This is a genomic window from Siminovitchia thermophila (assembly GCF_016909185.1).
Taxonomy (GTDB): Bacteria; Bacillota; Bacilli; order Bacillales; family Bacillaceae_C; genus Siminovitchia; species Siminovitchia thermophila.
Map to the genome: position 1 here is coordinate 25,824 of NZ_JAFBFH010000019.1, position 25,797 is coordinate 51,620.

A 25,797-nucleotide genomic window follows, 5' to 3' on the forward strand; every position below is an offset into this window, starting at 1 on the left:
AAGAAAGGATGTTTTATTATGGCTATTTACCCTTACAATGGAAAAACACCGCAAATCGCGCCATCCGTCTTTATAGCGGACTATGCGACAATCACTGGAGATGTCGTCATCGGGGAGGAATCAAGCGTTTGGTTTAATTGTACCATTCGCGGGGACGTTGCCCCAACCATCATCGGTAAAAAAGTAAATATCCAGGACAACTCTGTACTGCATCAAAGTCCCGGGAACCCGCTTATTATCGAGGATGAAGTGACAGTGGGACATCAAGTGATCCTCCATAGTTGTATTATAAGAAAAAAAGCCCTTATTGGCATGGGGTCCATCCTATTGGATCAGGCGGAAATCGGGGAAGGCGCCTTTATTGGAGCCGGAAGCCTCGTTCCCCAAGGAAAAGTAATCCCCCCAAACACGGTCGCCTTTGGCCGTCCGGCAAAAGTGATCCGCGAGGTCACCGATGCCGACAGGGCGGAGATGGAAAGAATTTCAAGGGAGTATGCGGAAAAAGGGGTTTACTATCAATCATTGCAAAAAAAGTAAATGTTCACATATTTGACGGTTCTTCACCTTAAGCTTTCATGATTTATGCCGATTAAAACAATAAGCATTTCAAACGAATTGTTTTAAGACGGGTGATAAAAAAATGAATACATCAGTGTTGTATATTATGATCCCTTCACTGCTGCTCGTGTTGCTGTTTCTTTATTTTAAACGTGATTCATGGGGCTATACGATTGCTGTGTTGCTTTCAGCAGCAACCTTCATATTTGTATTATTTAACACGGTTCAATCCTCGAAAAGCAATCAGGCGATCGCTTTTCAAGGAGGAACAAAAAGCGGGAATATGGAAATCATCCCCATTAAAGATCAGGTGTTAATAGACGCCCCCGTTGTGAATCAGATGCCCGAACTGCCCCGCGGCTGTGAAGTAACTGCCCTTTCCATGCTTTTGGAAAGTGCGGGAGTCTCTACCGACAAAATGAAACTCGCAAAAGAAATAAAGAAAGATCCCACGCCCCGCACTGTAAAAAACGGCAAAGTGTATTTCGGAAATCCGAACGAAGGCTTTGTTGGAAATATGTATACATTCAGCGAGCCGGGCCTTGGCGTTTACCACGGGCCGATTATGGAACTCGGAGAAAAATACCTTCCTGGAAAAATGGTCAACTTGACTGGGCAATCGTTCGAAGAATTAAAGATTCCCCTTTCAACCGGCCGGCCGGTCTGGGTCATCATTAATGCCGAATACCGTGAACTGGATGATTCCTATTTTGAAACGTGGGAAACAAAATCAGGCCCAGTCAAAATCACCATGAAAGAACATTCCGTCCTGATTACCGGTTACGATGAAAAGTATGTCTATTTCAACGACCCGTTAACAGGAAAGAAAAATAAAAAAGCACCCATAAGAGATTTCGAAAAATCATGGGTGCAAATGGGTAGCCAAGCTCTTACATATTCAGGAGACTAAGATCCTGAAACGGCTGCCTTTTTTTCTTTTTGAAAATCATATTTTTCCTCTACAAACACTCCATGCCATACCATAAAGACAAGTACTGTCCAAATTTTACGGCTATGATCCAACTTGCCGCGGCAATGCTCATCCAGCAAATCCAGTACATACTGTTTGTTGATTAAGTGGCCGGTTTCACTTTGTTTAATGAGATCAACCGCCCAATCATGCATTTCGGCTTTCAGCCAATGCCGGATCGGAACTGGAAATCCAAGCTTCTTCCGGTTAAGTACATGATCCGGCACAATTCCTTCCGCCGCTTTTCTCAATATGTACTTTGTCGTACCCTCGGCTGTTTTTAACGATGTCGGAATCTTCGAAGCGATATCAAACACTGCTTTATCAAGAAAAGGCACCCGTAATTCAAGAGAATGCGCCATCGTCATCCGATCCGCCTTCAGCAAAATATCCCCGCGCATCCATGTATGGATGTCAATATACTGCATCCGGTCAACCGGATCATACCCGGCCGTTTCAGCATACAAAGGCTTTGTTACATCGCGAAAGTCGACGGCTCCGTTGTATTTGACGAGTAAAGACCGCTTTTCTTCCTCAGAGAACATTTTCGCATTCCCAATATATCTCTCCTCCATTGGAGTAACACCGCGTTCGATGAAACTTTTTCCCCTTACACCTTCAGGAAGAGCGCTGGCCAAAGACCTTAACAAAGCTTTTCCGACATCGGGGATTTTATTGAACATCTCCAACGATTGTGGCTCCCTGTAGATGTTGTAACCTCCAAAGAGTTCATCGGCTCCTTCTCCGGATAAAACAACGGTGACGTGCTTTCTCGCTTCACGCGCGACAAAATATAAAGGAACACACGCAGGATCCGCTAACGGATCATCCATATGCCACATAATTTTGGGAAGCTCGTTCATATATTCTTCAGGAGAAATAACATAGTTGATGTTTTCCACTCCTAGACGATCGGCTGTTTCTTTTGCCACATCAATTTCACTGAATCCGTCCCTTTCAAAACCGACGGAGAATGTTTTAATATTCGGATGGAATTGTTTGGCAATTGATACAATTATTGATGAATCTATTCCGCCTGACAGGAAAGATCCGACAGGAACATCACTTCTCATATGAATGTTAACCGAGTCGAACAGCACATCCCGGATTTCTTTGATAAACTCTTCCTGCGAACGGTGTCCGACAGGGGAAAAGTTTGCTTTCCAATAACGGGCGATATTCAAGGGCCCTCCAGGCTTTTTTGTAAAATAATGTCCCGGTTCCAGTTTTCGAATGTTTTTCGTCATCGTCTCCGGTTCAGGCACAAACTGGTAAGTCATGTATTGCTGTAATGAATCCAAATGTAACTCACTGGATTCCATCGCAAGCAAAATACTCTTTTTCTCTGAAGCAAAAAATGTCTCCTCATCGTTTTCCAAATAAAAAAATGGTTTGATTCCAAATGGGTCGCGCGCGCCAAACAGCTCCTGCTTTTCTTTGTCCCAAATGACAAAAGCAAACATGCCGCGCAAACGCTCAACCGCTTTTTCCCTTAACTCGCTGAACAGGGCAAGGATGACTTCCGTATCCGATTCCGTTTCAAAGGAAAATCCTTTCTTTACGAGTTCCTCACGCAATTCGACAAAATTGTATATTTCTCCATTAAAGATAATCCAGTAACGGTCATTCTCATATGATAAGGGCTGGCTTCCACTTTCTATATCGATAATGCTCAACCGCCTAAATCCGAAACGGATATGTTCATCAGAAAAAAAGCCTTCATCATCCGGACCGCGGTGGACGATTAAATCGTTCATTTGCTTCAACAATTTCTTCTCTGAATCATTTTGTTCTGTTGCTTGTTCATGGATGCAACCGATAAAACCGCACATTGTGTGTCACCTACTCTAATTAAATTCAAGCAATACCTTACTTATATTAACATTATTTCCTCCTCATTTGCAGATATAAACGAATCAAAATGATATTGCCTGGCAAAAAAGAGAGAGACAATATGTGAACGGCCCTCTCGTATGATCCGTTGTTTCAGCAATTAGTCTATTTTTACTCTAAATTCGTTTTGTAATAAGTCCGCTTTTCCTTCCTCATATTCTTTTAACAGTATTTCCACAATTTCCCTCGTTGTTTCCTTTTTCTTGACAGTGGTGATTCCCTGGCCCGCAGACCAAATATCGCGCCATGCTTTCACGTTAACCAAATGCGATAAATCCACCTTTTCGTTCGGCTTTAATGTCTCTGGATCAATCCCTTCCTTGATCAGGCTGGGAATCAGAATATTCGCGTGGACTCCGCTCAAAGCATCTGTATAAAGAATGTCTTCAATGGTGGACTGAAGCACCATGTTTTTATATTCATCATCCGCATTGCTTTCATGCGCAGCCAAAAAACGAGTGCCCATATAGGCAAAATCAGCTCCCATTACTCGCGCGGCCAAAACATCCTTCCCCGTAGAAATCGCCCCCGACAAAATAATTGTTCCATCATAAAATTCTTTTACCGCCGCGATAAAAGCAAACGGATTCAGCGTACCACCGTGCCCTCCGGCGCCAGCACATACTAAAATCAATCCATCTACTCCTATATGTGCCGCTTTTTTCGCATGGCTGATATGAGCAACATCCGAATAAACAAGTCCGCCATATCCATGTACAATGTCCAGCACTTCACCGGGATTTCCCAGAGATGTAATCACAATCGGCGGTTGATATGTCCGGATTAACTCAATATCTTCATCATATCGTTTATTTGCTTTTCTGTGACAAATCAAATTTACAGCCCAAGCCTTTCCCGCCAAGCCTTTATTCACTTCTTCAAGCCACTGCGCGCATACTTCAGCAGGACGAGCATTTAAAAGCGGGAAGGAACCGATGACGCCCGACTTCCCCGCTTCAATAACCATTTTGGGCGTTGATACTAAAAACATCGGCGCTACGATGACAGGAAGTTTAAGCATTTTTTATCACCTTCTTACTTCTTTTTCGCTCTTTCGTTCCCAAATTCGGATACTCACAAGCACATGTTCCATCGGCGAAAAATTCCCTCAATTCAACAAAGGTATGTCTTTTTTTCATCATCATTCCCCCAATGCCAAATATTTCTTACTTAATTAACTATTCTCCCACATCAATAACTGATGTCAATGACACAATTTTTTGGCTCTTTCAGGTAAAAAAATGCGAAGCCGCACTTATGCGGCTCCGCTGCATCAAATTACACAGAAGTTAAGCTGACAAGGGCATCAGCCTTATCGGTCCTCTCCCAAGGCAAGTCGATATCCGCCCGGCCAAAATGGCCGTAAGCAGCCGTTTGCTTGTAAATAGGACGTCGCAAGTCGAGCATCTTAATAATCCCTGCCGGGCGAAGGTCAAAGGTTTTCCGAATCGCTTTTACAAGTGTTTCTTCATCCACTTTTCCGGTGCCAAACGTGTCTACTGAAATGGAAACAGGCTGGGCGACACCAATCGCATACGCGAGCTGCACTTCACATTTATCCGCAACACCCGCTGCCACGATATTTTTCGCCACATATCTTGCGGCATAGGCCGCAGAGCGGTCTACCTTCGTAGGATCCTTTCCGGAAAAGGCGCCGCCTCCATGGCGGGCATAGCCTCCATACGTATCGACGATGATCTTTCTTCCTGTTAACCCCGCATCTCCCTGAGGTCCCCCAATAACAAAGCGTCCCGTGGGATTGATAAAATATTTGGTTTTATCATCCATTAATTCGGGAGGCACGACTGGCTTAATGACATGTTCTATTATATCCTGTTGAATTTGTTCCAAGGTAATTTCTGGATGGTGCTGGGCCGAAATGACAATCGTGTCCACACGAACAGGCTTTCCGTCTTCGTTATACTCAATCGTTACTTGCGTTTTTCCGTCGGGGCGCAAGTACGGAACCACTTCGTTCTTGCGGATTTCAGCCAGCCGCCTTGAAAGTTTGTGAGCCAGCGATATGGGAAGCGGCATCAGCTCTTTCGTCTCATTGCATGCATAGCCGAACATAAGCCCTTGGTCTCCTGCTCCGATCGCTTCGATTTCTTCATCGCTCATTTCTCCTTCTCTTGCTTCAAGGGCGACATCTACCCCCGCAGCAATATCAGGCGATTGCTCATCAATCGAAGTAATGACCGCACATGTCTCGGCATCAAAGCCGTATTTTGCGCGTGTATACCCAATGCCTTTCAAAGTGTCGCGAACGATCTTTGGAATATCAACATAAGTAGATGTTGTAATTTCCCCGGCAACTAAAACAAGCCCGGTCGTAACGGATGTTTCACAAGCCACACGGGCATTTGCATCCTCGGCAAGGATGGCATCCAATATGGCATCAGATATTTGATCACAAATTTTATCCGGATGTCCCTCAGTAACGGACTCAGATGTAAATAACCGCCGATTTTTGGACATCAAAGCTCCTCCTTTTAACAATAAAAATAATGGATCCAATAGAAAATGCTTCATATGAAGCATTTTCATGCGAACTTGCCAAATAAAGCAAAAAAACCTTTCCCCACAGTAAATCATTGAGGAAAGGTTTTATCATCGTGTTCGAGCCTTTCACTCTTATCGTCCAAGGCTTTCGACCTTGCTACAGGTAAGCACCTTTCTATTCGTCAAGCATACTCGCTTGCTCATAGCAGGTTGCCGGGCTTCAAAGGACCTGTTTCCTCCACCATCTCAGGATAAGAGTATCCATTCATTATAAAATCATAACCTAAATGATAAAACGATGTCAACAGGGAACCCTTAATTATATAAAGATCTTGGAAAATCGGGCGATATTTTCATGAAAAAGAGTCTTTTCTGGCTTTTTTTAAAGAAATAGGGTATATAATGAAATGCCAGCCCATGTTCATGAAATCTTCAAAAATAGTATAGACTATTCATTTAAATGTGTTATACTAATTCTCAAGTACCTAAAACTTAAAAATCAAAACAAAGGAAGGGTAAGGAATGAGTTCAATAGGCATCAAAAGCGAATTAACTCAATTAATAAATGGGCAAAACGTTCATTTACAATTATCAGTTCCTCGGCTGGTCGAAAAAGTATTAAACCGCAATGAAGGAATTCTTACTGCATCAGGTGCTGTGCGCGCCGAAACAGGAAAATATACAGGCCGTTCCCCTAAGGATAAGTTTATTGTAGAGGAACCATCTGTAAAAGACAAAATTGAATGGGGTTCCGTTAACCAGCCCATTTCTTCAGATGTATTTGAAAAGCTCTACACGAAGGTGATCAAATATTTACAATCAAGAGATGAAATTTTTGTTTTTAAAGGATTTGCCGGAGCTGATGAAAAGTACCGTTTACCGATCCAAGTCGTGAATGAATATGCCTGGCATAATCTTTTTGCCCATCAGCTGTTTATACGCCCTTCCGCGGAAGAACTTGCAAAACATCAAACTGAATTTACTGTTGTTTCAGCTCCAGGCTTCAAAGCGAACCCTGAAGTTGACGGCACAAAATCAGAAACGTTTATTATCGTGTCATTCGAACGAAAAATTGTTTTAATCGGTGGAACAGAGTATGCGGGAGAGATGAAGAAATCCATCTTCTCTGTCATGAACTATGTTCTCCCGGAAGCGGACATCTTATCGATGCATTGCTCGGCCAACGTTGGAATTGAGGGCGATGTAGCATTGTTCTTCGGATTGTCCGGAACAGGCAAAACGACATTGTCTGCCGATCCAAACCGCCGGTTAATCGGTGATGACGAGCACGGCTGGTCTCCAAACGGAGTCTTTAACGTTGAAGGCGGCTGTTATGCAAAAACGGCAGGCTTATCAGTAGAAAAAGAGCCGCAAATTTATAATGCCATTACATTTGGTTCTGTTTTAGAGAATGTCATTGTTGATCCGGATTCACGCGAACCGCTGTATGATGACACAACGCTGACGGAAAACACAAGAGCGGCCTATCCAATCCAGGCAATCGACAACATCGTTGAACCAAGCATCGCCGGCCATCCTTCTGTTATCGTATTTTTAACTGCCGATGCTTTTGGCGTACTGCCTCCAATCAGCAAGTTAACAAAGGAGCAGGCCATGTACCATTTCTTGAGCGGGTACACGTCCAAGCTCGCTGGAACAGAAAGAGGCGTTACATCACCTGAAGCGACATTCTCGACATGCTTCGGAGCGCCATTCCTACCGCTCCCGGCTGCACGATATGCTGAAATGCTCGGAAAGAAAATTGATGAGCACGGAGTCCAGGTTTTCCTCGTTAATACAGGCTGGACCGGCGGAGAATATGGAGTCGGCAGCAGAATGAATTTAAGCTACACACGCGCCATGGTTCAAGCAGCGCTAAATGGAGAATTAGAAAACGTTGAAACCGTTCAAGATAAAGTATTTGGTCTCTCTATTCCACTCCACGTTCCTGGAGTGCCTGATGAAGTACTTCAACCAAACAAAACCTGGTCTGATGAAAAAGCCTACTATGCGAAAGCCAAAGAATTGGCTGGCAAGTTCGATCAAAACTTCTCCAAGTTTTCACATGTTGATAAACTCATCAAACAACTGGGTGGACCAATAGCTAAATAATGATTGAAAAGTTTGCGGAGGAAAATATGCCTCTGCAAACTTTTTTGCTTTTAAAATGGCGCTTCCCGTTGTCTCACAGTTGACGTTAACTCGCAGAAGTAGTTTATGTGAATAAAGCTGTTTTGGGGAGCTCCGTCAGGGCCCAATGATGCATAATGTGGAAACCAGCCCATCCTTTCATTGCATCCGGATTTGAAAAAACGCCTCAATGGCCATAAAAAAGAGAGAAAGGAGCTGGATACTGTTCCCTTCTCTCATTTTTGAACCTATACGATTTCGATCATACAATCACTGGCAACAAAGCTCTCGTTGATAAAAAACCCAAGTTCTTCAGTGAAATCAATATTTGTTTCTTCCTGTAAAATCCGTTTTGTAAACCGGTCCAGCCGAATCTGAATGTGTTCATACTCTACAATTGAATCATTTCGGCGCGGTTCATCAAAAACAACACTACATTTGACAGCCATACCGCAGCCCCCCGAAATATCAGCGTCTATCCGGGGATAAATTCCTTCCTCCAACACAAGTTCCCTTAACTCCTTTAAAGCTGTATCCGTTATGTTGATTACCATGACTTCATCCCTCTTCACTGATATTAATTCACATTTCTTAAACACGGTTTCCCCATTATTTTTTGCTTTAACTCTTCTCCCGTCGGGGTAGCGGCCAATCCGCCGAGCGCTGTTTCCTTTAAAGTGCGCGGCATGCTTTTCCCGATATCATACATCGCTCCAATGACCTCATCACACGGAATTCTGCTCTGAATGCCGGCAAGAGCCATTTCTGCCGCTGTAAAAGCAATTGAAGTGCCGATGACATTCCTTTTAATACAAGGCACTTCGACAAGCCCGGCAACCGGATCACACACGAGTCCAAGCAGTGATTTAAGCCCCATGGCCGCTGCCTGCACCGACTGTTTAGGCGAACCTCCATTCATTTCAACGATGGCGGCCGCTGCCATGGCTGTTGCCGATCCCACCTCGGCTTGGCATCCGCCTGCCGCTCCTGAAATGAAAGCCCGGTTGGCGATCACATATCCGATGGCACTGGCAGTAAACAGGCCCATCACCAGTTCATCAAATGGAATGTCGGTATTGTCCCTGAGGGCAAAAATACATCCCGGAAGGATTCCGGCAGAACCGGCGGTGGGCGTGGCCACAATGACTCCCATCCTTGCATTTGTTTCGGAAGTCGCGAACGCATACTTCATGGCATCGACCGTTATGCTTCCTGTCAGGTAATTGCCTTTCTCTTTATATTGTTGCAGCAAGTAAGCGTCACCGCCCGAAATACCGCTTGGAGCCGTTGACTTGTCTTCAATGCCTGTTTCAATCGCGTCTTTCATCCTCAAAAGCCGCTCTTTCATTTTCTCGAAAATGTCTTTCTGGCTTCGGCCGGTCTTGCTTGCTTCCCATTCCAGCATAAGCTCGCCAATTCCCCAATTTTTTTCATGACACTGTTGGAGCAGCTCTTCCATCGAAGAGAATTCCATTCTTTTCACCTGCTTTCTGATAGATATGTTTCTTTGATCCACTCCATATCAATCTCGGTATTCAACAACAGATCCAGCCGATGCTCATTCATGTAAAAAATTTTTGAAAGCCCCCCTCCCAGGGATGCACCTCCAATTTCCAGCCGCTTGCCTTTCCTTCTGACTTCAACCATTAGCGTATTAGGGTGGTCAAAGTAAGAACATTGGTTCTCCATTTGAAACGTAACGTTCATTTTTTCATCTTGCGCAAGATCGAAGGCATAGCGAATACCCGGGTCATCCGTATCCATGCCAAGCAGGCCGCCTAAAATGGCCTTATCTGTCCCATGCCCCCGATATGTTTCCGCGAACGAATCATAGAAAGTGATATGGGCATAGTCGGGAACACCCCCGAGAAGATCATAAGCAAACTTTCCGATGGACACGACACCAGCCGTATGAGAGCTGGAAGGCCCCACCATAATTGGACCGATAATATCAAAACAACTGTTATAAATCACTTTCGCCACCCCACTTTATCTAACCAATAGCTCTTGATAAAGGGGATATTCGCGACAAAGTTGCTGTATCGTTTCTTGCACGCGCTTCGTAACAGCCGGATCTCCCTTGCTCTTTAAAATATCCGCTATAGCGCGGCCAATGAGCTCCATATCTTTTTCTTTCATTCCGCGGGTTGTGACAGCAGCGGTTCCAATCCGAATCCCGCTCGTCACGAATGGACTTTCCGGATCATATGGAATTGTATTTTTATTGACGGTGATGCCTGCTTCTTCCAGCAAATGCTCCGCTTCTTTTCCAGTCAGTCCCCAAGCACGCACATCCAACAAGACAAGATGGTTATCCGTTCCGCCTGAAACGAGCCGGGCCCCCGTCTCTAATAAGGTTTTAGCAAGTTTTGAGGCATTTGACACAATTTGTTGAGTGTACGCTTTAAAGTCCGGTTGAAGCGCTTCCTTGAATGACACCGCCTTAGCAGCAATCACATGCATGAGCGGTCCGCCTTGAATGCCTGGAAACACTGCTTTGTTTATTTTTTTCATCACATCTTCATCATTCGTCACAACAATTCCCCCGCGCGGGCCTCTCAATGTTTTATGTGTTGTACTCGTAACGACATCCGCATACGGGACGGGAGAAGGATGAAGGCCACTGGCTACAAGGCCGGCAATATGGGCCATATCCACCATTAAAATCGCTCCCGTTTTGTCCGCAATCTCTTTAAACTTGAAAAAATCTATGATTCTCGGATATGCACTTGCACCGGCAATGATCATTTTAGGACGCTCTTTTAAAGCGATGGCTTCCACCTCGTCATAATCAATCAAGTGGGAATCCTCACTTACACCATAAGCGACGACATCGAACCATTTTCCTGACAGATTGACGGGGCTTCCATGAGTCAAATGCCCACCGTGTGATAAATTCATCCCCATGATCTTATCGCCCGGCTCCAACATCGAGAAGAAAACAGCCGTATTCGCTTGAGCACCGGAGTGGGGCTGAACATTGGCAAATTGGGCATCAAATAAAGCCGTTAACCTGGCAATCGCCAATTTTTCAACAACGTCTACGTGTTCACATCCTCCGTAATACCGTTTGTCCGGATACCCTTCCGCATACTTGTTCGTTAAAACAGAACCCATTGCCTCCATCACATCTTCACTGACAAAATTTTCAGAAGCAATCAATTCCAATGATCCATCTTGGCGCTTTCTTTCTGCCTGAATAGCCCGATAAATTTCCACATCCCCGTTTAACAAGCTCATTTTGGTTCCTCCTTTTCCCTATCTTCCCCTCCTTGTATTTTTTCGCACACAAAAAAGACAGGGGAAAGATAGCATTTTAATCTACCCTTCCTCTGTCCTGTTACCTGAGAGTTTAAAACTTCATAACGAAGTATTCCCCTTTGGTGGCCTTTACAGGCGCTCTCCAGAGACGCGTCCAAGCACGGTACTTTTACCTGAGAGATTATATCCCAAGGAATTTTTTGGGACTTGCTCCTTCGGTGCCAAACCCAACGGTTTAGTCTCTCCCGTGATTGTCATTCGCAATTATTTGATTATTTCATAATATATCTGAACTTCAAGGGATTGTCAATAAAAAAATCTTTTTCTGTACCTTACTCTTCATGAAAGCATGGCATTTATCCCTAGCCGCTGTAGAAAAACGCTGAAAGTGCTATTCTCAAGATTTTTCACAACATCTAAAAGGGAAGCCTTGGCAAATTGCGTTTTTCCAATCGCTAGGATCTCTCTGCCGCGCCGCCTGGGTACTCCCGGGAATCCTCGGCCCTCTGCTTTAGATGGTTCTTGACGATTACAGGAATCATTACTCGATATGAAAAATCCCCTTGTCTTGAGAAATTGTAAGATACTCAAAATTGATTTATTTCTTTTTGGTATATTACATGAAGTTTGAGGGCTTTTATACAGTTACTGATTAAGCCCGTTTTCGGAGGCTGAAGACTTGGGGGCAAATGAAATAATTTTTCTAGATTTGAGTCGATTGCTCGATGGGGAACTGAAATGTCAGGGATTATTTTCATGATATTTTCACGGCTGGCCAAATGGAATCCCCAGACACCAAACGACGGCACCACTGTATAATAGGCTTTCGTTTTGAAACCAGCAGTATTCAATGTTTTTGCTATGCTCCAATACACCCTCGGAGTATCCCTCGGGGAATTGGATTGGCATGAAACGACTCCTCCCGCATTCAAATGCCTGCCGGCCCCGATAAATAATTCTTTGGTATATAATAAGCTGGTTGTAGGATCGGCGGGATCAGGAAAATCAACGATGATGACATCATAACCCTCCATTGTTTTCTTTAAGTATTCCATCGCGTCCATTATATGCACCTTTACCCTGCTATCCCATAACGAGCCGGCATTTATAGCAGCAAGTGCGGGCTCGTCTTTTGCCAAACGAATCATGACGGGGTCAATATCCACAAGATCTACATGTGCTACATCAGTATATTTTAATATTTCACGAAGCGCCAGCCCGTCCCCTCCGCCTAAAATCAGTATTCTTTTTCTTGCTTTTGCCAGTTCCATTGCCGGAAATACCAGTGCTTCATGGTAATATCTTTCATCAAGGGATGAAAACTGCAACTCATCATTTAGATACAATCGAAGGTCTTTTCCCTCGACAAGCAAAATATCCTGAAAACCACTGAATCCTCTATACAAAATATTGTGCTTTCCATTTATAAGTTCTTTAAGAACCTTCATGTCCGACTCATTTCCCCGCTCTTTATTTGTTACATGAAGTGGTTTTCCCGGCTCACGAATACTTTCATTTCCGGAAAAAATTCGGCTTTTATGCCCTCTTGGAATTTCATGCATAAAGACGCGCCTTGCGCCTATTTTGCGTAGAAATCTTTGTAACACATTCCAGACATCCTGATGGGAACATGTATATAAGTCCAAAGCTGTATACCTGTATTCAGGCCAAGTGTGAATAGAGAAATGGGACGAAGAGATAACGATCGTACCCGTTACTCCTTGGGGTGAAAACGTATGGAAATAAGCCATCAGAATTTCCAATCGCAGTTCTCTCAAGGACTCTAAAATCAAACTTTTTACCTCATCAGCGCAATCAATGACACTAGCATTACAATCATATGCATCCACGATAAAATGTTGTCCTATTACGCCCGTTGCTTCCATGTCGTCCATTCCTTCCAGTCCTGATATTTTTTCGCTTCGCCCGAATCACCCATATTCCCGCAAACACATCCATAACTAACGTATGAACTTATCAATGTGCAAATGCTAAAAAATGAAAACTCTGCCTTTCTCGATTGAGCGAACGGCACGTTTTCGTCTATGAGTAGGATTCATGGATAATTCCCAATCCGTAAAACATTAATCCACTATGCTTCCGCGGTCATGAAGGAATAATGTGAGGAAGTTGGAAAAAATCATTGCGAAGCCATATAGAGTGCGACACGATACAATGAGATAAAACTCCATATATAGCGTTATTTCAATCCACGCACTCATATAGAGTGCGACGCGGATGATGATGGCACTTTAAAGGATGAAATACATATTTCAATCCATGAACTCATATAGAGTGCGAGAAAAAGAGTTTGAAAGAGTCATTTCAGGAATCCGATTTTCAATCCACGCACTCATCATAAAGAAAAACTTCCAGCAATGGACGCAGACCTACAAGATGTAAGCCAAGCAAGGTTGCCATACGATGTCGCGTTCTTTCCTCCACCCCCGTTCCCCACTGAACACAGCAAGACAAAGGCCAAGATCGAGTTCAGTCCATTTTACTGTGTAAATTCCTCACGCTCTATTCGGGATAGAGCGAAACTTCATGCGGCGAAGGTTGTTATTCCGCTTTTTGTTCGTTAAGCCAATCCGGCACTGGGTGTTGGACCAACTAGCTTTTCTCCGGACATCATCCTTTCTTCAGGGGGGCATGACAGGATGTTAATGCCGGGTCAAGCGAAATTTCAAGGAACGAAAGCTTTTATTCAGCTGATTGTTCGTTAAGCCAATCGGGCGGATACTGGTTGTTTGAACCCATTGTTTACTTTTTTCGGGTCCTTTCTGCAAAGGGCCTTACTGCCGGTTAATGCGGGATCAAGCGAATTACGTTTATTCCGCTACATATTTCCCTCTTATGTTCTTGTTCTTCCGCTGATGATGTCCCCAGCATTCCGTCAATATTTTTCTCGCCGCAAAAACCGAGAGTGCGGAATCATCCAATTTAGGTGACACTTCCACGACATCAAAACCAATGACAGGAAGCTCAAACAAGCCGTATAACAAATCAAGCAGCTCTCGGCTATCCAAACCGCCAAACTGCGGTGTTCCGGTTCCCGGGGCATAAGCTGGATCAAGCGAATCGATATCCACTGTAATATAAATTTGTTCAAATCGGGCCATTTTGGATTGAATAGTTTCCAATGTTTTTTCCACACCATTTCTTCTTACTTCGAGCGCTTTGATCATATTCATGTCATGATTCTGAATAAACGCCAGCTCCTCTGACTCGACAGAACGTACTCCCACAAAGAAGATACTCTCCGTATCCGGCACATTTTCCAGTTCCAAAGCACGCCTTCCGGTAGAACCATGCGAGAGTAAATCTCCCCCCATTTCATGACACAAATCAAAGTGGGCATCAATGTGGATGATGCCAAAAGGCTTTTCCAAAGCTCTGTCAATGCCTTTTAAGACAGGAATCGTCGTAGAATGGTCACCGCCGATCATCGTTAGCAGTTTGCCTGATTTAGCGATAGAGTAGGCGGCTACTTCTGCTTGCAAAAAGATTTCATCACGGCTGGCACCTTCCATATCCCCCAAGTCCAATATCTTTAAGGACGAGAGATCTTCCCATCTTTCCGTTGTCGGGGGAATTGTATAGGTTATATTGCGAATAGCGGCCGGGCCTTCTTTTGCACCCGAACGGAAGCTGACCCCTCCATCATATGGAATCCCGTAGACAACAATATCCGCCTCTTCCATATCAATGCCTGGACGGTTTAACCCAGCCCAAATACCCTCTTCTTGGATCATCTTAGAAACCTTTTTCAAATGTCATCCCTCTTTTTCTATCAATATTTCAAATCAGTCTAGTAAGCCCTTACATTATGTTCTATCTTATCTGTATTTGTTTCATTTGGGAAATAAAAAAACGGCCCATCGACCCCATAATCGCTTTCTTGAAAGAGCTATTGGGAGTTTGCCATTAATCATTTTAACTATTAAAGCAAGTACATGAAAAAGCACGATCTTCCTAGCTGGAAAACGATCGAAATGAGCAGTGTAACACCCTCCATTGGGATAGGATTCCTTTATTGACAATCGCTTTAATTGAAAAAGCTCTCGAAAACGCTCGGACAGAAAATTTCCTTCATTCTGGCACAGCATTTTGGATTCTGAATTAAAGATAAGAGCTTCGGCAGATGCCAGCACCTAAGGATCTTTCTTCTTCCAAAGGAACCCAACCGCCAATAAGGGAAAATGGGCTTCTCTAAAACATTCCTGAGGGGGTGTCCGAAAAGTAATATCGCAGCTTGAAACAAAAAATGCTGTAAAATCAACATTCTTTGGTTTTACACTGTAGTGCATTTACTCTGAATTGGACTTCTTAGACAGCCCCTTATGTTTACATTCCGGCTCTTTTACACTCTCCCCTTCATCCACTTCCCGATTTCGCTCACAACTTCCCTGTTTAAGGATGGCGGAAAGTAATGCGTAACATGCTTAAAATATCTCGTTTCCACTTTCTTGCCAAGTTCCAATAGTCTTTTTTCCAGCCGATATGCATGTTCAATCGAAACATGTTCATCGCGCTCGCCATGAACAATCAGTACGGGACAACGAAGATGCTCAAGCTCGTACAAAGGAGTGCGGTATGTATATGCTTGAAGTGCCGTTTTAGGCGACCCGCCAATAACACGCTTCATCATCCGGCGCAAATCTTTCCGCTCGACATATGTCAATGCCATATCCGCTACTCCTCCCCATGTCACGAGAGAAGCGGCCGTTTTGTGTTTAATGGCGGTCAACAATGCCATCACGCCGCCGCGAGAAAAACCGAAAATGTGAATGCGATCCTCCAGGACTGCCGGGTGGCTCTTTAATACAGCCAATGCCGAAAAAGCATCCTTCCGGTCCTCCCCGGCAAAATCTTCATTTCCTTCACCCCCGCGATTTCCCCGATAAAACGGAGCAAAGACAACGAAGCCTTCCGAAGCAAATTGGCCGATGCGTGCCGGCCTCACCATCCCGACATTTTTAATGCCGCCCCTTAAATATAAAAGGCCATCATACATACCCGCCTCGGTCGGCTCCGCGAGCAATCCCTTCACGCAGAGCCCCGCAGACATATATGTCATTAAATACATGCGTACGTTCGGATTGGGAGATGGGAACAACCATTTCTCAATGATTGAAGTTTCATTCATGACTCGTTCCTCCTGCCATCAAAATTTGTTTCACATATTTAAACATCCATCATACGATATGTTAGCCCAATTTCACGGCGTTTTACAAACATTGATGGGAGGTTCTTTCGTGAAAATATCGCTAAAGGTTGGAATGATACTCATTGCATCATTTCTATTGCTGATTGGCGCGGCATGCTCCAACAAGAAAGATGCAGTGCAAAAAGTCAGGCTTGCTGAAGTGACCAGATCTGTTTTCTACACCCCGCAATATGTGGCGCTGGAAAAAGGATTCTTTAAAGAAGAAGGGCTCGACGTTGAATTAAAGACGACCTGGGGCGGTGATAAAACAATGACGGCTCTCTTATCAGATGCAGTCGATATTGCCCTCGTCGGCTCGGAAACTTCGATTTATGTATATGCCCAAGGTACCAGTGATCCTATCATTAACTTCGCGCAGCTGACGCAAACCGATGGAACTTTCCTCGTATCACGCGAAAAAGTCGACCACTTTGACTGGGAGATGCTAAAAGGAACCACTTTTCTCGGCCAGCGAAAAGGAGGCATGCCGCAAATGGTTGGCGAATTTGTTTTGAAAAAGCACGGCATCGATCCTCAGCAGGACTTGGAGCTAATCCAAAACATCGATTTCGGAAATATTGCCAACTCATTTGCCTCCGGCACCGGAGATTACGTCCAACTCTTTGAACCGACTGCATCGGTGTTTGAAAAGGAAGGAAAAGGTTACATCATCGCTTCATTCGGTGAAGAATCGGGTCATGTTCCTTATACGACATTTATGGCAAAAGAAACCTATCTGAAAGAAAACGAGGAAACAGTAGAAAAATTTGTAAGAGCTCTTTATAAAGCCCAGAAATGGGTTGAAAAAAGCAGTGGAGAAGAGATAGCGGAGGTCGTACAGCCTTATTTTGAAGACTCGGACATTGAAACATTGGCCGTTGTCATTGACCGGTATAAAAATCAAGGTTCGTTTGCTGAGAAAATGACGCTAACAAAGGAAGGGTGGGAAAATTTGCAGGCCATTATGAAAGAAGCTGGCGAGCTCCCGGAAAGAGTGGATTACGACAAACTCGTCAATACAAACATCGTTGAAAAGGTGATGGCTGAATAACTTTATTGAATAAGAAGGAGGTCAAAACATCGTGAGCTTCCTTGTGGCAGAACAAATAGAACATCATTATTTTTCCCCTTCATCAGTCAAAATCGCCTTGAAGGATGTATCTTTTACTGTAAATGAAGGTGAGTTTATTTCACTGATCGGGCCATCCGGCTGCGGAAAAACAACACTGCTTTCCATTGTTTCGGGACTGTTAAAACCGACAACCGGAGATGTAAAGATTGATGGCAAGCCACCGGAATCGCAAAAAAGCAGCATCGGTTATATGCTGCAGCAAGATTACTTATTTCCTTGGAAAACAATCGAGGACAACACGTTAATCGGACTAAAACTTAACGGGAAGCTCAATCGTGAAACGAAAGAAAATGCCATTCGTTTTTTAAGGCAGATCGGACTAGGTGATGTGGAAAAATCCTATCCCCGCCAGCTTTCCGGAGGAATGCGCCAAAGGGCGGCATTGGCTCGAACCATGGCAGTCCAGCCTAAACTGCTGCTTCTGGATGAACCATTTTCCGCACTGGACTACCAAACCAAGTTAAAGCTCGAAGATCTAGTGTTCCATATATTAAGAAGCTACCATAAAACAGCTGTTCTTGTCACACATGATATTGCCGAAGCCATTTCCATGAGCGATCGCATACTGCTTTTTGCGACGAATCCGGGACGGCTTCATAAAATATTTCACGTCCCAGAGGAACTCCGAAACACCAGTCCTTTCGAATCCAGGACGAAAGATGCTCACCATGAATTATTCGGAACCATATGGAAGGAGTTGGAATCCCTTGAAAAAGAAGTCCGTTGATCCTTTCCTCCTTCATGAGCAATACAAACAGCAGATTGTGATTGAAAAGCGCTGGATTCGTTTTTACCAATTTCTCATTCTGACCGCCTTTTTCATTGTTTGGGAGGCAGGGAGTCGCAACCAATGGCTGGACCCGCTTATTTTCAGCTATCCCTCCAAAGTGTGGGCTCTGCTGATAGAACGAATCGCCGACGGTTCTCTATTTTCACATGTGGGAGTCACAGTGTTCGAGACGGTACTCGGCTTTATTTTGGGCACTTTTCTGGGAACCATTCTGGCCGCTATTTTATGGTGGTCCCCATTTCTTTCAAAGGTGCTTGATCCATACCTCGTTATCTTAAACGCGATGCCAAAGGTGGCGCTGGGACCGATCCTGATCGTCGGTCTTGGTCCCGGATTTACATCGATCATTGCGATGGGGGCGATCATATCCATCATTATTACGACAATCGTTGTCTATACGGCATTTCGGGATGTCGACGAAAACTATTTAACAGTACTCCGGACATTTGGCGCCGGTAAGAGACATATTTTTCAAGAGGCGGTTTTGCCCGCATCCTTTCCAACGATTATTTCAACATTAAAAGTCAATGTCGGTCTTTCCTGGGTCGGTGTCATTGTCGGTGAGTTTCTCGTTTCGGCAAAAGGTCTCGGGTATATGATTGTTTACGGGTTTCAAGTATTCAATTTTACGCTCGTCATGCTCGCTCTCTTGCTCATTGTCATTTTTGCCACAATCATGTATATGCTTGTTGAATTGCTGGAAAAAAAGCTCCTTAAAGATCACCGTTAGGGGGGCATCTAAAAAGCCCCAACACGGGACTGTCCGGAAAGTCCATAAATACCGATTTCTGTGACAGCCCCGTCAGTTTCTCACCGTACTGTCAGTGGTATCATCTTTTTACAAAAGCTATCCGCCATAATAGAGTCTTCTCCTGTATGAGACTTGTTGAAAGTCTTTGAAAAGGTTTCCATTTTTTTTGAAAAAGACACTCGCCTGTTTGTAATTCACCTTCCACAAGCCCCATCTGTCTATGGATAATATATTCAACAGGCGCCATTTCTGGCAATTTTCTAGAATACAAGACGATAAGAATTTTTAACATTCCATCACCTATTCAGGAAAGATTGATCATCATTAAATAGCGATTTTGTTTTTCTTGTTTTAACCTCATCGAACCAAAAAAAGTGCTGCCTTTTTGCGTGAGAGCCTTGGGATTTTGAAATCATTTCAGTTGTTGTATTCGAACACCATTTCGTAGAAGTGATGACTTCCGGTTTAAACTATTTATCAAATTTGAATTATTTGATTCTTTAAAATAAATAGGTATAATATACTGTTAAATAAATATTTTTATATTTTTTAAAATTGATAGATTTCTGCTAGACGGTGGTTACCATTCGAAGATCATAAAAAAACGCTTAGCGCTACCCAATGAAACGGGAGGGATTCATATGAGCGATCGTTTATTAGAAATTAAAGATCTAACAACCTCTTTCAGAATAAAAGATCAATATTACGCCGCGGTCGATCATGTCTCTTTATCGGTCAATAAAAATGAGACGCTGGCGATTGTAGGTGAGTCGGGTTCCGGAAAAAGTGCTTTAGCATTCTCCATCATGCGCTTGCATAATCGCGCTAAAATAGAAGGCCATATTTACTTTCATGGCCAAGACATCATGAATTTACCGATTGGGAAGTTAAATAAGTTGCGTGGTAATGATATGGCGATGATTTTTCAAGACCCTTTAGCCGCTTTAAATCCACTCATGACAATTGGAGACCAAATTGGTGAAGCATTGTTGCTTCACAATAAACAACTATCCAAGCAAGACCGTCAAAGTAAGGTAGTTCATTTACTCAAACAAGTCGGTATACCCAGACCGGAGTATACATGTGAGCAATATCCCCATCAACTGTCAGGAGGCATGCGGCAACGGGTTGTGATTGCCATTGCTATTGCCAATAAACCAAAACTACTCATTGCCGATGAGCCCACAACAGCTTTAGATGTCACTATTCAAGCGCAAATATTACGGTTAATCAATGATTTAAAAAACAAAATGGGAACGGGGGTCATTTTAATCACCCATGATTTAGGGGTGGTTGCAGAGATGGCAGATCGCGTAGCAGTCATGTATGCGGGGCAAGTCGTTGAAGTGACAAATGTTCACACTTTGTTTAAAGAGCCGTTACACCCCTATACCAGATCGCTATTAAACTCCATACCAAGTACTGATCAAATAAAAGATAAGCTTCATGTGATTCAAGGAATTGTCCCTTCTTTACAAAAAATGCCGCGCGAAGGGTGTCGATTTTCCGCCCGGATTCCGTGGATAGATAAAACAGCACATGAATCGCATCCGGAATTGCGTCAAGTAGCTCCTGGCCATTTTGTCCGCTGTACATGTTATCAGCACTTTTATTTTCCGGATGAAATCGACAAGGAGGTAACTGCATATGGCACTTTTAGAGGTTGAAGACTTAAAAGTCCACTTTCCCATTCGTGGAGGCATTTTAAATCGTAAAATTGGTGAGATCAAAGCTGTAGACGGGGTTTCCTTTTCAATTGAAGAAGGCAAGACTTACGGGCTTGTAGGGGAATCAGGTTCAGGAAAAACCACATTAGGCCGAGCGATTATTGGTTTAAACCATGTGACTGACGGAAAAATCCGATTTTCGAGTGTCGATTTAACAAATGTAAAGTCAAACAGAAAAGAGATTCGAAAAGAGATTCAGATGGTTTTTCAAGATCCTTACTCTTCATTAAACCCCAAAAAAAGAGTACTGGATATTGTTGCAGAACCGCTGCGCAACTTCGAAATATTATCAAAAACAGAAGAAAGAAAAAAAGTGCAAGAATTACTGGAACAAGTTGGTTTAACGGCGGAAAATATGTATAAATATCCACATCAATTTTCAGGAGGACAGCGCCAGCGAATTGGCATTGCCCGAGCAATCGCGTTAAAGCCGAAATTAATTATAGCGGATGAGCCGGTATCTGCTCTTGATGTATCGGTTCAAGCTCAAGTTTTAAATTTCCTAAAGGATATCCAAAAGGATTTACATTTGACATATCTTTTTATTAGCCATGATTTAGGTATTGTCAAACATATGTGTGATCAAATCGGCATCATGTACAAAGGAAGGTTTGTCGAGCAAGGTTCTAGAGATGATATTTTTCATAATCCGCAACATATCTATACGAAACGCCTTATTGCCGCAATTCCGGATATTGACCCTTCCAATCGAGAAAAACAGCAGAAATGGCGGGATAAAGTAGAGAAAGAATATAACAGACATTATGACGATTATTTTGATCATGAAGGGATGGCTTACGGCTTACGGAGTATATCCAATACACATTTAGTCGCGTTGCCAGAGAAAGGTGATAACAATGTGGAAATTTATTGTTAGACGACTGTTGATTACCATGCCGCAAATCATTTTGTTGAGTGTATTGGTCTTTATTATGGCGCAAATGATGCCTGGAGATGCCTTATCAGGTTTAATCGATCCGAATATTGATCCGGCTGCGATCGAAGAACAACGGGAAAAATTAGGGCTTAATAATCCTTGGTATGTGCAATATGCTGATTGGGTTACCTCAGCTTTGCAAGGAGATTTAGGGCAATCTTTCCGTTTTAAAATGCCGGTTGAAGAACTGATTGGCGAGCGGCTTGTTAATACATTTTGGCTTTCTTTGGTAACGTTAATTTTCACTTATATGATAGCGCTTCCTCTTGGTATTATAAGCGGTCGTTATCATGATACTTTACGTGATCAATTAATCTCCGGGTATACGTATATCGGGTTTGCGACACCGTTGTTTATTTTCGCGCTTGTCATGTTGTGGGTTTTTGGCTATACACTTGGCTGGTTTCCTACAGGGGGGAGCGTTACACCGGGGTTAGAACCCGGGTCATTCGCCTATATTATGAGCAAGTTTAACCATATGCTGTTGCCAGCTTTGTCAATGGCGCTCATTACTACTGTAAGTACAGTCCAATATTTGCGAAGTGAAATTATTGATACGAAGCAAAAAGACTTCGTCATCACGGCGCGAGCAAAAGGCGCTTCGGAGTCCCGGGTTTATAACAAGCATATTTTGCGAAATTCTATTCTGCCGATAGCAGCATTTTTAGGCTTTGAGATTACTGGCTTAATTGGCGGAACCATTTTTATTGAGACGATTTACAGTTATCCGGGAATGGGACTCTTATTTATGGAATCTATCTTACAACGCGACTATAGTGTGGTAACATCTGTTGTCTTATTATTAGGCATTGCTTCTATTTTAGGGGCGTTACTATCAGATATTATTTTAAGTTTAGTCGACCCCAGAATACGGATCAAGTAAGTTTATTCTGATAGGCATGGAGGTGATACCTGTTGGAACAAGTAAATGTTGAAACGATGAATACAGGGACGGAACAAGCTCCTGATATGTTGCAAATTATTTGGCGAGAAATCGTCCGCGATAAAATCGCACTTTTTTCACTACTATTTCTTGTGATCATTACAGCATTTGTCTATGGTATTTCTTTATTTTTAAATCAAGCAGAAATTGTTAAAGTTGATTTATTTGCCATTAACGAGCCTCCGTCTTCCGAATATTGGCTCGGAACCGATTATGGCGGGCGGGATATTTTTGGCCAGCTTATTATCGGAACACGCAACTCTTTATCCATCGCTTTACTAGTTACATTAATGACAGGAATGATTGGCATTATTTACGGATTGGTTTCCGGCTATTACGGTGGAACAATCGACAATATCATGATGCGAATTGTTGATTTCTTCTTAATCTTACCTTTTTTAATGATTGTTATTGTATTTGTAGCGATTGTGCCCAAATACAGCATATGGTCATTTTCTTTCATTATGACAGCCTTTTTATGGATGGGAAAAGCTCGTCTAATCCGTTCAAAAGCATTGCAAGAAAGAGAGTTGGACTATGCCCAAGCTTCCAAAACATTAGGTACACCAGATTGGAAGATTATGTTTACGCAAATACTGCCTAACTTAAGTTCCATTATTATTGTCACCATGACATTAAACTTAGCTGCCAATATCGGTTTGGAATCCGGGCTATCCTTTTTAGGATTTGGGTTTCCTGAATCGACTCCAAGCTTGGGGACATTGTTGGGATATGCGCGCAATCCGCAAACATTGGAGCTCAGATGGTGGGTTTGGCTGCCGGCTGCGGCAATGATTTTTCTACTAATGTTGGCTGTTCGCAATGTTGGAGAAGCTTTAAAGCGCGCGACGGATGCCAGACAACGCAGGGGGTGATAAATAAACACGGCATTTTTTAAGCTACTTACATCATATAATGATGGTAAGGATGAAGTCACCATGGCAGAAATGAAAAAAGGGGAGGTTCATTGAATGAGCAGTAAAAGAAAATGGCGCCGCATGCTATATGCATGTACGCTTGGGCTGCTGCTTGCTTTGGCGGCATGCAGCGGTAAAAAGGACAGTATGGCAGATGAGTCTGGTGATAAGAAGACAGAAAAAGAGAGTAAACAGGTATATTCCATTGATGATTTTAAACTGGAGAAGACAAACAAAGGAAAAGCCATAGATGGTGGGCATTTTAAATACGGCATCGTTTATGATACACCTTTTGAGGGAATCTTAAATTATAATTTTTCCTCAGGGGTACCTGATGGAGAGATTATTGATTGGTTTTATGGTGGGTTACTAAATGCTGATAAAAATCATAATATAACGCAAGATGGCGCCGCAACATTTGAAGTAGATGAAAGTGGCAGAGTGTTTACCTTTAAGATTCGGGATAATGTCAATTGGCATGATGGCAAACCGGTAACCGCCGAGGATTGGGCATTTGCTCATGAAGTGATTGGACATCCTGATTACACGGGGGTCCGGTATAATGATGATTTTATTAATATTGAAGGAATGGAAGAGTATCATAGCGGGAAAGCCGACTCTATTTCAGGGATTGAAGTGCTTGATGACAAAACTTTAAGAATAACGTATAAAAAAGCATCCCCTTCTTTATTAAGTGGCGGTGTTTGGAGTCGGCCTTTAGCGAAGCATATCTTTAAAGATATTCCGGTAGCCAAAATGGAGGAATCCGACGCGGTGCGGAAAAATCCGATTGGCTTCGGCCCGTTTAAAATAGAAAGCATTACCCCGGGAGAAGCTGTAGTGATGACAAAAAACGAAGATTATTGGGAGGGAGAACCAAAATTAGATAAGGTGACGCTTAAAATCATTAACCCTAAAACGGTCGTCCAAGCATTAAAAACAGGTGAAGTGGATACAGTTGATAGTTTTCCAGCCGATCAATACCCGGATAATGCGCAGATGTCTAATGTTGAATTTTTAGGCAATATCGAAATGTCTTACACTTATATTGGTTTTAAATTAGGAACATGGGATAAAGAAAAGAAAGAAGTAAAGCCTGACCCAAAGAAGAAAATGGCCGATGTGAATTTGCGTAAAGCGATGTGGCACGCAATTGATAACGACGCAGTAGGGAAACAGTTTTATCACGGGTTACGCTGGAGAGCGAACACCTTAATCCCACCATCACATCCAACTTTTCATGATAAAGATAACCCGGGATTAACATATGACCCGGAAAAAGCAAAGAAAATCTTGGATGAGGCCGGTTATAAGGATGTCGATGGGGATGGCATGCGCGAAGATCCGCAAGGAAAAGAACTGGTGATTAACTTTGCGTCCATGTCTGGTGGAGATGTGGCTGAACCGCTTGCTAATTTCTATATTCAAGCTTGGAAAAACGTTGGCTTACATGTTCAATTGTTAGACGGTCGTTTGCACGAATTTAACTCCTTTTATGATCGAGTCGGAAACACGGGAGAAGATGATCCGGCGATTGATATCTACATGGCGGCATGGAGTGTAGCAACAGATGTCAATCCTGCTGGTACCTATGGCCGCAAAGCATTGTTTAACTTTCCACGTTATGCAAGTGAAGAAAATGATAGGTTGTTAGATGAAGGAGCATCCGAAAAAGCGATGGATCAGGAGTATCGTCAGGAAGTGTATAAAGAATGGCAACAGTTAATGGTAGATGAAGTTCCCGTTATCCCAACGCTTTATCGCGCTGAAATCACGCCTGTTAATAATCGCGTGTTAAACTATACCGTAGAGTATTATGGCTTAGACCGGCATGAAATTGCGGTAACCCAGGAAGAACCAATCAAAGAAAAATAATAGCTGTTACACGGCTGTTTTGCATGAATAAAATGTGTTAAACGGCTTGATCCCTGTATTCTAGAGGGCATTAAGCCGTTTAATCTTTTTTGATCGCCGATACGTAAAGGTTTGTCAAATAAAGTGTGTAAGTCCTCTTTATTCAAGGCAGACTGGCGGTGCTCTTTTCCATTTTTGTTGTATGCATCACTTCTGGAAATCA

Annotated in this window: 21 protein-coding genes and 3 riboswitches; of the genes, 11 read left to right on the forward strand and 10 right to left on the reverse strand. The window is 43.1% G+C overall.

Annotation, left to right across the window (positions count from 1 at the left end; genetic code table 11):
- Positions 1-18: 18 nt before the first annotated feature.
- Entirely contained in the window at positions 19-537 is a 519-nt protein-coding gene (locus JOC94_RS13465) for a gamma carbonic anhydrase (RefSeq protein ID WP_077110886.1), read from the forward strand.
- Between the two features lie 103 nt (positions 538-640).
- Positions 641-1,468: a C39 family peptidase gene (locus JOC94_RS13470; protein ID WP_077110888.1), complete on the forward strand. Its 828-nt coding sequence runs from the start codon at positions 641-643 to the stop codon at positions 1,466-1,468.
- Here JOC94_RS13470 and asnB read toward each other — a convergent pair.
- The 3 genes from asnB to metK all read right to left on the reverse strand — a co-directional run bounded on the left by asnB (position 1,465) and on the right by metK (position 5,899).
- The gene (gene asnB / locus JOC94_RS13475; RefSeq protein ID WP_077110890.1) at positions 1,465-3,360 is read right to left on the reverse strand and encodes an asparagine synthase (glutamine-hydrolyzing); all 1,896 of its coding nucleotides are present in this window, start codon (positions 3,358-3,360) and stop codon (positions 1,465-1,467) included. The genes JOC94_RS13470 and asnB overlap by 4 nt on opposite strands.
- A 161-nt stretch (positions 3,361-3,521) precedes the next feature.
- Positions 3,522-4,442 carry an NAD(P)H-dependent flavin oxidoreductase gene (locus JOC94_RS13480; protein ID WP_077110891.1) on the reverse strand — a complete coding sequence of 307 codons (921 nt, stop codon included), beginning with the start codon at positions 4,440-4,442 and terminating at the stop codon, positions 3,522-3,524.
- Between the two features lie 257 nt (positions 4,443-4,699).
- Positions 4,700-5,899, reverse strand: a complete 1,200-nt coding sequence (metK, locus tag JOC94_RS13485) for a methionine adenosyltransferase (protein ID WP_077110893.1) — start codon at positions 5,897-5,899, stop codon at positions 4,700-4,702.
- 153 nt (positions 5,900-6,052) lie between these two features.
- A riboswitch (SAM riboswitch) is annotated at positions 6,053-6,181 on the reverse strand.
- Between the two features lie 264 nt (positions 6,182-6,445).
- Between metK and pckA the strand changes: the two genes are divergently transcribed.
- Positions 6,446-8,035: a phosphoenolpyruvate carboxykinase (ATP) gene (gene pckA, locus JOC94_RS13490; protein WP_077110895.1), complete on the forward strand. Its 1,590-nt coding sequence runs from the start codon at positions 6,446-6,448 to the stop codon at positions 8,033-8,035.
- A 266-nt stretch (positions 8,036-8,301) separates the two neighbouring features.
- Here the strand turns inward: pckA and JOC94_RS13495 are convergent, their stop codons facing one another.
- The 7 genes from JOC94_RS13495 to JOC94_RS13525 form a co-directional block, all read right to left on the reverse strand.
- Entirely contained in the window at positions 8,302-8,607 is a 306-nt protein-coding gene (locus JOC94_RS13495) for an iron-sulfur cluster biosynthesis family protein (protein WP_077110897.1), read from the reverse strand.
- A gap of 23 nt (positions 8,608-8,630) precedes the next feature.
- Positions 8,631-9,527: an L-serine ammonia-lyase, iron-sulfur-dependent, subunit alpha gene (gene sdaAA / locus JOC94_RS13500; protein ID WP_077110898.1), complete on the reverse strand. Its 897-nt coding sequence runs from the start codon at positions 9,525-9,527 to the stop codon at positions 8,631-8,633.
- 5 nt (positions 9,528-9,532) lie between these two features.
- Complete coding sequence (locus JOC94_RS13505; RefSeq protein WP_077110900.1) at positions 9,533-10,027, reverse strand: serine dehydratase beta chain; 495 nt, start codon at positions 10,025-10,027, stop codon at positions 9,533-9,535.
- A 15-nt stretch (positions 10,028-10,042) separates the two neighbouring features.
- The gene (glyA, locus tag JOC94_RS13510) at positions 10,043-11,293 is read right to left on the reverse strand and encodes a serine hydroxymethyltransferase (protein ID WP_077110902.1); all 1,251 of its coding nucleotides are present in this window, start codon (positions 11,291-11,293) and stop codon (positions 10,043-10,045) included.
- A gap of 90 nt (positions 11,294-11,383) precedes the next feature.
- Positions 11,384-11,462, reverse strand: a riboswitch (glycine riboswitch).
- Positions 11,463-11,465: 3 nt separating this feature from the next.
- A riboswitch (glycine riboswitch) is annotated at positions 11,466-11,572 on the reverse strand.
- A 329-nt stretch (positions 11,573-11,901) separates the two neighbouring features.
- The gene (gene speD / locus JOC94_RS13515) at positions 11,902-13,209 is read right to left on the reverse strand and encodes an adenosylmethionine decarboxylase (RefSeq protein WP_205179608.1); all 1,308 of its coding nucleotides are present in this window, start codon (positions 13,207-13,209) and stop codon (positions 11,902-11,904) included.
- A 936-nt stretch (positions 13,210-14,145) separates the two neighbouring features.
- Positions 14,146-15,087, reverse strand: a complete 942-nt coding sequence (gene speB, locus JOC94_RS13520) for an agmatinase (RefSeq protein WP_205179609.1) — start codon at positions 15,085-15,087, stop codon at positions 14,146-14,148.
- Between the two features lie 590 nt (positions 15,088-15,677).
- Positions 15,678-16,463, reverse strand: a complete 786-nt coding sequence (locus tag JOC94_RS13525) for an alpha/beta hydrolase family protein (protein ID WP_077110906.1) — start codon at positions 16,461-16,463, stop codon at positions 15,678-15,680.
- 133 nt (positions 16,464-16,596) lie between these two features.
- Here JOC94_RS13525 and JOC94_RS13530 point away from each other — a divergent pair, with 133 nt between their 5' ends.
- From JOC94_RS13530 to opp4A, 8 genes are all read left to right on the forward strand, one after another.
- Positions 16,597-17,574 carry an ABC transporter substrate-binding protein gene (locus JOC94_RS13530; protein ID WP_340085282.1) on the forward strand — a complete coding sequence of 326 codons (978 nt, stop codon included), beginning with the start codon at positions 16,597-16,599 and terminating at the stop codon, positions 17,572-17,574.
- A 31-nt stretch (positions 17,575-17,605) separates the two neighbouring features.
- Positions 17,606-18,382 (forward strand): ABC transporter ATP-binding protein, encoded by a 777-nt coding sequence (locus tag JOC94_RS13535; RefSeq protein WP_077110907.1) that lies wholly within the window; start codon positions 17,606-17,608, stop codon positions 18,380-18,382.
- The gene (locus tag JOC94_RS13540) at positions 18,363-19,175 is read left to right on the forward strand and encodes an ABC transporter permease (protein WP_077110909.1); all 813 of its coding nucleotides are present in this window, start codon (positions 18,363-18,365) and stop codon (positions 19,173-19,175) included. Before JOC94_RS13535 ends, JOC94_RS13540 begins: the two co-directional genes overlap by 20 nt.
- Before the next feature lie 662 nt (positions 19,176-19,837).
- Entirely contained in the window at positions 19,838-20,863 is a 1,026-nt protein-coding gene (locus JOC94_RS13545; RefSeq protein WP_205179610.1) for an ABC transporter ATP-binding protein, read from the forward strand.
- The gene (locus JOC94_RS13550; protein ID WP_205179612.1) at positions 20,844-21,800 is read left to right on the forward strand and encodes an ABC transporter ATP-binding protein; all 957 of its coding nucleotides are present in this window, start codon (positions 20,844-20,846) and stop codon (positions 21,798-21,800) included. The genes JOC94_RS13545 and JOC94_RS13550 overlap by 20 nt, the downstream gene beginning before the upstream one ends.
- Positions 21,781-22,743, forward strand: a complete 963-nt coding sequence (opp4B, locus tag JOC94_RS13555) for an oligopeptide ABC transporter permease (protein ID WP_077110916.1) — start codon at positions 21,781-21,783, stop codon at positions 22,741-22,743. The genes JOC94_RS13550 and opp4B overlap by 20 nt, the downstream gene beginning before the upstream one ends.
- A gap of 56 nt (positions 22,744-22,799) precedes the next feature.
- Entirely contained in the window at positions 22,800-23,678 is an 879-nt protein-coding gene (locus tag JOC94_RS13560; RefSeq protein ID WP_205179638.1) for an ABC transporter permease, read from the forward strand.
- A gap of 96 nt (positions 23,679-23,774) precedes the next feature.
- Entirely contained in the window at positions 23,775-25,595 is a 1,821-nt protein-coding gene (gene opp4A, locus JOC94_RS13565) for an oligopeptide ABC transporter substrate-binding protein (RefSeq protein WP_205179613.1), read from the forward strand.
- Positions 25,596-25,797: the final 202 nt, after the last annotated feature.